4 protein-coding genes are annotated in these 2551 nt (G+C 68.8%); 3 read left to right on the forward strand and 1 reads right to left on the reverse strand.

Going from position 1 to position 2551, the window contains the following annotated elements:
- From RBH18_RS43555 to RBH18_RS43565, 3 genes are all read left to right on the forward strand, one after another.
- Nucleotides 1–642 (forward strand): DUF5753 domain-containing protein (locus RBH18_RS43555; protein ID WP_306216388.1); only part of this gene is annotated, 642 nt, incomplete at its 5' end.
- 46 nt (nt 643–688) lie between these two features.
- Nucleotides 689–904 (forward strand): DUF397 domain-containing protein, encoded by a 216-nt coding sequence (locus RBH18_RS43560; protein ID WP_305784788.1) that lies wholly within the window; start codon nt 689–691, stop codon nt 902–904.
- Between the two features lie 295 nt (nt 905–1199).
- On the forward strand, nt 1200–2327 hold the full coding sequence (locus RBH18_RS43565; RefSeq protein ID WP_306216389.1) for a type III PLP-dependent enzyme: 1128 nt from the start codon (nt 1200–1202) through the stop codon (nt 2325–2327).
- On the opposite strand, the gene RBH18_RS43570 is transcribed toward RBH18_RS43565, so the two are convergent.
- The coding region (locus RBH18_RS43570; protein ID WP_372339080.1) for a VOC family protein at nt 2317–2551 on the reverse strand (235 nt) is incomplete at its 5' end. The genes RBH18_RS43565 and RBH18_RS43570 overlap by 11 nt on opposite strands.

Genomic DNA, 2551 nt, shown 5'->3' on the forward strand with positions numbered 1-2551 from the left:
GAGCAGTACCGCGAGGCGCTCCTCGAGCTGGCCCGCGCCTCGAAGCAGAAGACCTGGTGGACGGACTACCGCGACATCATGCGCCCGGGCAACTACGTGGGCCTGGAGGCGGAGGCGTCCATGCTGCGCGTCTGGGAGCCGATCGTGGTCCCGGGGCTGCTGCAGACCGAGGCGTACATGCAGGCCCTGATGCGGACCGGGCGCTCGTGGGAGCCGCCGGAGCAGATGGCGCGGCGGGTGGCGCTGCGGCAGAAGCGGCAGGCGCGGCTCACCGGGACGAACCCGCTGGAGCTCGACGCGATCGTCGACGAATCGATCGTGCGACGCACGATCGGGGGACCCGCGGTGATGGAGGCGCAGCTGCGCCATCTCATCGACATGGCCTTATTACCGAACGTGACCGTACAAATTCTCCCGTTCGATGCCGGCGAACACCCCTTCCTGGGGGGTTCAGCTGCACTTTTGGAGTTCCGGGAGACCACTCATTTGGATGTAGTTTACTTGGAGGGACTTGCGGGTGACCTCTACGAAGAGCAACATTCAGAGGTCGCTCGTTACCGAGCGGAGTTCGAGCGGCTGAGCGAGAGGGCACTGGACCCCCGGTTGACCCTTAAGATGATCGAGAGCCTGCTGCGCACATAGCGGCAGGCTGTCGAGACAACTGCATATTGAAGGGAGGTGCATGGGCATGCCAGCACACCATCTCCACGCCGCCGTTTGGAAGAAAAGCAGTCGCAGCAACGGAAACGGCGGCAACAACTGTGTCGAGGTCGCGTTCCTCGACACAGCCGTTGCCGTACGCGACAGCAAGAACCCTTCCGGTCCCGCTCTCATCTTCAACCCGGCGCACTGGTCCGAGTTCGTGAACTCGGCCAAGAGCGGCGAGTTCGATATCAACCGCTGAGAGCCTACCGATCTGCACGCACAGACGGGAAGTGTGCACGCAACGTCAACTCCCCGAGGGTTCATGATCCAATTTAAGATGGTGCAAAGGTCCTGATCAGAGGGACGCAAGCATCAGTCCGAAACCGGACAGCCGGACGGGGCGCCTTTCGCGGGGCGTCCCGTTCGTGCAATTTGCATGATCGTGTGCCAGATCGATCTCCATGCTTGCAGGTCATGGCCCTCGGGGCGGATCGGCGGCATACTGATGACGCACCCTCCGTATTGACGAGACCACTTAGAGTAAGGGGCCTTCGTTGCGTCATCTCTCCGCCATCGTTGCCACGCGCACCGCGGCGCGCCCGGTCCACGCCGGACCCGTCCTCGAGATGCGGGCCGCCCGCATCGTGGCCGCCCTGGACTCCTTCCGGGCCGCCTTCCCCGGCGTCCGCCCGTTCTACGCGACCAAGTGCAACACCCACCCCGGCGTCCTGAGCACGCTGCACGCGGCCGGATCGGGCTTCGAGGTGGCCTCCGTGCAGGAGATCGAGCTCCTCACCGAGACGGGCGTCCAGCCGTACGACATGCTCTTCAGCAACCCCGTCCGGGCCCGCGAGCAGACCGCCCGCGCCGCCGCGGCCGGCGTCTACCGGTTCAGCGTGGACTCCTCCGAGGAGCTGCGCCGCGTCGCCCAGGAGGCGCCCGGCAGCTGCGTGTACGCCCGGCTCGGCACCTTCGGCGGCGACGACAGCGTGGTCCCCAGCGAGGGCAAGTTCGGGGTGGACGCCGCCGGCGCCGTGGGCCTGCTGCTCGAGGCGCGCGAGATGGGCCTGACCCCGTACGGCGTGACCTTCCACATGGGCTCGCAGTCGCTCTCCCCCACCGCCCTCGACCGGCCGTTGCGCGACGTGGCGGCCATCATGGACCGGCTGCTGCGGGCGGGCATCCGGCTGCAGATGGTCGACATCGGCGGGGGCTTCCCGGCGCGCTACGACGAGCCGGTGCCCGCGCTGACGGAGTTCGGGCAGGTGGCCGCCGCCGGGGTGGCCCGGCTGCCGTACCCGGTGGAGGTCTTCGCCGAACCCGGCCGCGCCCTGGTCGCCGAGGCCGGGACCTTCCGCTGCCGGGTCATCGGCGTCGCCCAGCGCCCCTCCGGCTGGTGGGCGCACACCGACCTGGGCGTCTTCAACGGCATGATGGAGGTCCTGGAGTCGGGCGGCGGCCTGCACTACCCGATCCACGACACCCGGCGGACCCGGATGCGCCGCTGCTACCACCTGACCGGGCCGACCTGCGACAGCCAGGACACCTTCGCCCGCGACGTGCTGCTCTCGGCCGACCTGCGCGAGGGCGACGAGCTGCTGATCGGCTCCGCGGGCGCCTACACCTCCGTGTACGCCTCCCGATTCAACGGCTTCGCCCCGCCGCGGGTGGTCATGATCTAGTCAGCTCGGCGTCCAGCGACGCGGCGAGGTAGGCCAGGGCCTCGCGGTGCCGCGGCTCGGCGAACCGGGCCGCCATCTCGTCGACCGAGACGTCCTCGACGTGCTGGTGGATCCACCAGCGGTGGCCCTGGGGGTCGCGGAACCGGCCGGCGACGTCGCCGAACGGCGTCGCCGTGGCCCGGGTGATCACGGTGCCGCCGTGGGCGGCCGCCTCGTCCAGGGTG

The sequence above is a fragment of the Actinoplanes oryzae genome (assembly GCF_030757795.1).
Taxonomy (GTDB): domain Bacteria; phylum Actinomycetota; class Actinomycetes; order Mycobacteriales; family Micromonosporaceae; genus Actinoplanes.